Annotated in this window: 7 protein-coding genes; 3 read left to right on the forward strand and 4 right to left on the reverse strand. The window is 70.7% G+C overall.

Going from position 1 to position 5,655, the window contains the following annotated elements:
* Positions 1-185 precede the first annotated feature (185 nt).
* A complete protein-coding gene (locus JAO81_RS24670; RefSeq protein ID WP_233415859.1) occupies positions 186-614 on the reverse strand; it encodes an acyl-CoA thioesterase in 429 nt (142 codons plus the stop codon).
* 82 nt (positions 615-696) lie between these two features.
* Positions 697-1,329, reverse strand: coding sequence for a hypothetical protein (locus JAO81_RS24675; RefSeq protein ID WP_199550129.1), 633 nt, complete (start codon positions 1,327-1,329; stop codon positions 697-699).
* A 132-nt stretch (positions 1,330-1,461) separates the two neighbouring features.
* Here JAO81_RS24675 and JAO81_RS24680 point away from each other — a divergent pair, with 132 nt between their 5' ends.
* Positions 1,462-1,911: a LysM peptidoglycan-binding domain-containing protein gene (locus JAO81_RS24680; protein ID WP_199550107.1), complete on the forward strand. Its 450-nt coding sequence runs from the start codon at positions 1,462-1,464 to the stop codon at positions 1,909-1,911.
* Between the two features lie 11 nt (positions 1,912-1,922).
* On the opposite strand, the gene JAO81_RS24685 is transcribed toward JAO81_RS24680, so the two are convergent.
* Together JAO81_RS24685 and JAO81_RS24690 are read right to left on the reverse strand one after the other, a co-directional pair.
* Positions 1,923-2,591 (reverse strand): peptidase, encoded by a 669-nt coding sequence (locus JAO81_RS24685; protein WP_199550108.1) that lies wholly within the window; start codon positions 2,589-2,591, stop codon positions 1,923-1,925.
* Complete coding sequence (locus tag JAO81_RS24690; RefSeq protein ID WP_199550109.1) at positions 2,588-3,799, reverse strand: pyridoxal phosphate-dependent aminotransferase; 1,212 nt, start codon at positions 3,797-3,799, stop codon at positions 2,588-2,590. Before JAO81_RS24690 ends, JAO81_RS24685 begins: the two co-directional genes overlap by 4 nt.
* 115 nt (positions 3,800-3,914) lie before the next feature.
* Between JAO81_RS24690 and JAO81_RS24695 the strand changes: the two genes are divergently transcribed.
* Positions 3,915-4,556 (forward strand): helix-turn-helix domain-containing protein, encoded by a 642-nt coding sequence (locus JAO81_RS24695; RefSeq protein WP_199550110.1) that lies wholly within the window; start codon positions 3,915-3,917, stop codon positions 4,554-4,556.
* 26 nt (positions 4,557-4,582) lie between these two features.
* Positions 4,583-5,497, forward strand: a complete 915-nt coding sequence (locus JAO81_RS24700; RefSeq protein WP_199550111.1) for a HipA family kinase — start codon at positions 4,583-4,585, stop codon at positions 5,495-5,497.
* Positions 5,498-5,655 lie beyond the last annotated feature (158 nt).

Genomic DNA, 5,655 nt, shown 5'->3' on the forward strand with positions numbered 1-5,655 from the left:
GGGGGGGTTCGGGGGGGGGGCCCCTGGGGGGGCCCTTTCCCCCCGCCCCCCCGCTCCCCGAACCCGGGGCCCCGCCCCGAACCCCCCACGCGGCGGAGCCGCAAAATGTCACAGCCGAACTTCGTTCGGATCTGCTCAAACGCCGCAGGGGCTGAAAGATCGCCTCAAGCGCCGGCGGGGCTGGGTTACAGCCCGAACCTCGACGGATCCTCAGCCAGTGCCCCGATCCGGCCCGCAGGATCCTCGAGCAAGCGCCGGGCCGTCAGGTCCATGAAGCCGCCGACAGCGGTGACCTCTGCCGAGACCGTGCCATCCACCTTGCGGATCACCTGCGCGAGCCGGAACGTCTTGCCCGTACCCCACTCGAACCCGCAGGTCACCTCGACCTTGTCCCCGGCGCGCAGCTCGCGCTTGTAGCGGATCGTCGTCTCCAGGACGACCGGGCCGATGCCGGCCGCCTGCAGATCCCGCTGACGGATACCCGCCGCCTCGAACAGCTCCCAGCGCGCATGCTCCGCGTACTGCAGATACACGGCCTGGTTGAGGTGCCCCTGCACATCGGTCTCGTATCCGCGCACGGTCACCGGCACGAAGAATTCGTCTGCCACGCTCATCCCTTCCACGGGTATGTCCCAGGGCGCTTCCATGCGTACGTCCACCTGCTCCAACTGCCGTGCGTCGCACGGCATTCCGGGCTCACGCCCGCCGGGGCGAAGCGAGCAGCAGGCGTCCTCGCCCGCGCGTGCGGTGCTCGCCGACCTGCCACCCCGCCTTGGTCAGTACATCGGCATACGAGGCCAGCTCACCGCTCTCCTCGCCGCCCCGTATCTCCACCGCCTCCGGCTGCTGCGTATCCGCCACCACATAGCCCCCGGCCCCGGCCACCCCCGGCCGGCACCCGCCCGCCTCCAGGGCGAGCGCGGCCGCTTGCACCAGATGGGCGCGCTCCCAGCCGCAGGGCCGGTCCGTCGCGCCGTCCGGGTTGGTCATCCGGCGCAGCTCGACCATGCCGTCCCAGGCGCTGTGCACCTCGCGAAGCCGTGCGGCGCGGTCCGCCGGCGCCGAGGTCTCCGTGCCCGTACGCGCGGAGAACACCCCGCTCGGCGCCTCGGCGGCGCGCGCGACCGGTGCCGGTGCGGCCGTGAGGAGCTCCTGACGCAGGCGGTGCCCCGCCGGCGTCAGGAAGTACGCGCGCGGCGGCCGCGCATGCCGGAACGCCAGACCGTGCCGGACCAGCGCCTCCCGCTGCGCCTCGGTCCCGCCGATCCGTCCCGTCACCTCCTCGGCCTGTGCGAGCACCTGCCGCAGCGGCGCCGTCAGCCGTCCCATGGTCACGTGGGCCCCCTTTCCCCGCTCCCTGCCATGGTGCCTCCCGCCACTGACAACGGCCCGCCGCAATGCGCCCAGGCCCGGCCCGGGACACAGTGGCGGGAAAGGGGGACCCCACCCCAGGAGGAAGCAATGGGAATCTTCGACATCTTCAAGGGCGGCAAGGACAAGGCCGCCGAATCCGGCGAGGCGGTGAAGGAGCAGGTACAGGAGCAGGCCTCGGCCGGTGCCACCGCCCCGGAGTCCCCCATCAGGAGCAGTGCCGAGGCCTCCAACAAGTTCACCGAGGAGGCCGCCTCCGCCACCCAGGCCGCCGCGGACCGGCTGATGGCGGACGCCAAGATCACCCCCGCCGCGGCCCCGGCGCCCAAGCCGGAAGCCGCGCACGACAAGGCCCCCGCGCACGACAAGGCGCCCGAGGCCCGCACGTACACCGTGAAGTCCGGTGACTCGCTCTCCGCGATCGCCCGCGACGAGCTCGGCGACATGGGCCGCTGGCAGGAGCTCTACGAACTCAACAAGCACACCATCGGCGCCAACCCCGACATGATCCAGCCCGGGATGAAGCTCAAGCTTCCGTAGGCGGACCAAGCTCAGGCTTGAGCGGTCGGGGGAGCGGCCAGCGACATCCCCCGCCCGGCGAAGTAGTCCTCGAACCGCTCCACCGGCAGCTCGGCCATCCGCGTCCTCGCATCCGTCCCCGACGGATTGTGGAAGTGGAAGCCCCCGCCGTCCCCCGTCCGCGCAGTGACGAGCACCAGATGCCCGCCGCGGCCGGGGGACGGCTCATGGGGCCGGCGGATCGCATAGTGCACGGAAGCGATCACCACCCGGCCCGCGTCGAGCAGCTCGCCGATCCCGTCCGCGCTCAGCTCCCGGTGCACCTCGGCCTCGACGCCGTACACCTCGCGTACGAGATCCACGGCCGGCGCGTAGATCATGCCGCGGATCTCGCCCTCGCCGTCCACGGTGTACGCCCCGAACTTGACGGCGCCGTCCCGCAGTTCGAAGAGGGAAGGCGCCGAGGGGCCGAGCGCCATCCGCAGGCACGTAGCCCCGCACAGATGCCCGCACCACCGCGCGTAGTCCTCGACCGACGCCGCACCCGAGTCCCGCCAGGCGGGATCCTCGCTCGCGGGCAGTTCCCCGGTCGCGATCGCCTGGACGAGGTCGGGCGACGCGAACTGCGTATGACTTGGAAATCCGCAGGTGGAGCAGGTGGAGCAGGCGGAGCAGGTATCGCGGGTGGTGCGGGAGTTCACTGCTGCCGGTATCCGCTCAAAAACCGCCCGATCCGGCTGATCGCGGCGTCGAGATCATCAGCGTAGGGGAGCGTCAGGATGCGGAAGTGGTCGGGGCGCGGCCAGTTGAAGCCCGTGCCCTGGACCACCTGGATCTTCTCGCGAAGCAGCAGATCGAGCACGAACCTCTCGTCGTCGACGATGGGGTGCACCTTGGGGTCGATCCGCGGGAACGCGTACAGGGCGCCCTTGGGCTTCACGCAGCTCACGCCCGGGATCTCGTTGAGCTTCTCCCAGACCACATTGCGCTGTTCGTACAGCCGCCCGCCGGGCGCGGTCAGTTCGTTGATCGACTGCCTGCCGCCGAGCGCGGCCTGGATCGCGTACTGGGCAGGGGCGTTGGGGCACAGGCGCATGGAGGCCAGCATGGTCAGGCCCTCCAGGTAGTCCTTGGCGTGCTGCTTCGGACCGGTGATCACCAGCCAGCCGGAGCGGAAGCCCGCCACGCGGTACGTCTTGGAGAGGCCGCAGAAGGTCAGCACGACCAGATCGGGGGCGAGCGCGGCGGCCGAGTGGTGGACGGCGTCGTCGTAGAGGATCTGGTCGTAGATCTCGTCGGCGAGGACCATCAGGCTGTGCCTGCGGGCCAGGTCGAGCATGCCCTCGACGATCTCCTTCGGATAGACCGCGCCCGTGGGGTTGTTGGGGTTGATGATCACCATGGCCCGGGTGCGGTCCGTGATCTTCGACTCCATGTCGGCCAGGTCCGGGTACCAGTCCGACTGCTCGTCGCACAGGTAGTGCACCGCCTTGCCGCCGGAGAGCGTGGTGACGGCGGTCCAGAGCGGGAAGTCGGGCGCGGGGATGAGGATTTCGTCGCCGTCCTCGATCAGCGCCTGGACCGCCATGGACACCAGCTCGGAGACACCGTTGCCGAGGAAGACATCGTCGACGTCGACCTCCAGGCCCAGGGTCTGATAGCGCTGGGCGACCGCACGCCGGGCGGACAGGATGCCGCGGGAATCCGTGTAGCCATGGGCCTGCGGCAGCATCCGGATCATGTCCTGGACGATCTCCTCCGGCGCCTCGAAACCGAACAGCGCGGGGTTGCCGGTGTTCAGACGCAGCACGCTGTGGCCTGCCTCCTCGAGCGCGTTGGCGTGCTCGATGACCGGGCCGCGGATCTCGTAGCAGACCTCGCTCAGCTTGCTCGACTGCCGGAACTCCATGCGCGTGCCCTCCAAGCGGGCCGGGCGACCCTTGCGTCACCAGGCGACTCTCGTGTCACTTGGTTTTACCAAGCTCCCGCTTGGAAAGTCCAACAACTTACGTATGCTGTGGCTCATGAGCAGGCCCACGTCACGCCGTCGAAGCTACGACCAGTACTGCGCCACCGCCCGCGCCCTCGACGTGGTCGGGGACCGCTGGACCCTTCTGATCGTCCGCGAGCTCCTGGCGGGACCGCGCCGCTACACCGATCTGCACGCCGACCTCCCCGGCGTCAGCACGGACATGCTCGCCACGCGCCTCAAGGACATGGAGCACAGCGGTCTGGCCCTGCGCCGCAAACTGCCGGCTCCTTCCTCCTCGTACGTCTATGAACTGACGCCCAGGGGAAAGGACTTGCTCCCGGTCCTCCAGGCCCTGGGCGAATGGGGCGCCCCCGAGCTGACCGAGCGCCGGCCCACGGACGCGGTACGGGCGCACTGGCTGGCCCTGCCCCTGCTGCGGGAGCTCGCGGTGCTGGGTGAGGCAGGGGTGGTGGATGTCCTGCTCGACGAGGGCCGGTTCCATGTACGGGTGGACGCGGGCGAGCCGGTGTACGGCGACGGCCCGTACCCGGGCGAGCCCGACGTCCGGCTCGTTCTGAGCCTGGACGTGGCCGACGTCCTCGCCCGCCGCGGCACCACGCTCCTGGAAGCCGTCCGTACGGGGAAGGCCGAGGTCAGCGGGGACGGGGCGCTGGCAAAAGCGCTCGGCCGCTGAGGATGCGCGCGGATACAGTTGCCGCTGTGCTCCGACAAGTCACCGCCACCCGCTACCTGCACCCCCTGCACACCGGAGGCTCCGTCCCCGGCGTTGTCGAGGCCGACGACCTGGGGACGTACGTCCTGAAGTTCACCGGGTCCGCGCAGGGCGTCAAGGCACTCGTCGCCGAGATCCTGGTGGGGGAGCTGGCGCGGCGGCTCGGTCTTCGCTTCCCGGAGCTGGTGCTCGCGCACTTCGACCCCGCGATCGCCGCGGACGAGCCGCACCAGGAGGTCCAGGACCTGCTGCGGGCCAGCCCCGGACTCAACCTGGGCATGGACTTCCTGCCGGGGGCGGTCGACTTCACGCCCGAGGTGGCCGCGGACTTCCCGGTCGACCCGCTGGAAGCCGGCCGGATCGTCTGGCTGGACGCGCTCACCGTGAACGTCGACCGGACGGTGCACAGTTCGAACCTGATGGTCTGGCCGACGTTCGGGACCGCGCCCGCGAAGCTGTGGCTGATCGACCACGGGGCGGCGCTGGTCTTCCACCACCGGTGGGACTCCGCGGCGCCCGACAAGGCGTACGACTTCAAGCACCACGCGCTGGGCGGCTACGGGCCGGATGTGCGGGCGGCGGATGCGGAGCTTGCGCCGAAGGTGACGGAGGAGCTCCTTCGCGAGGTGGTCGCGCTCGTCCCGGACGTGTGGCTGGCCGAGGAGTCCGGGTTCGCCGGTCCGTCCGACGTACGGGACGCCTACGTCACGTATCTCCTTGCGCGGGCCAGGAGTTCGGCGGCCTGGCTGCCGACGGACTTCCCCTCGCGAGATGAGCTCGCAGCGGCGGATGAGCGCCGTGCGGCCCGGACTCAGCGGGGCCGCCCGGACTGGCTGAAGCAGGTCCCGAACCTGCACGGGAAGCCTGCGGCTGAACGGGACTGGTCCGCGCACGTGGAGTGACTCAGCCCCGCCGGCGCTTGAGGCGATCCTTCAGCCCCTGCGGCGTTTGAGCAGATCCGAACGAAGTTCGGATGAAGGGGTGCGGGGCGGAGCCCCGGGTTCGGGGAGGGGCGGGGAGGGGGAATCCGCCCCCCCCCGGCGCCACCGCCCCCCCCCCC

The sequence above is a fragment of the Streptomyces sp. N35 genome (assembly GCF_016464295.1).
Lineage (GTDB): Bacteria > Actinomycetota > Actinomycetes > Streptomycetales > Streptomycetaceae > Streptomyces.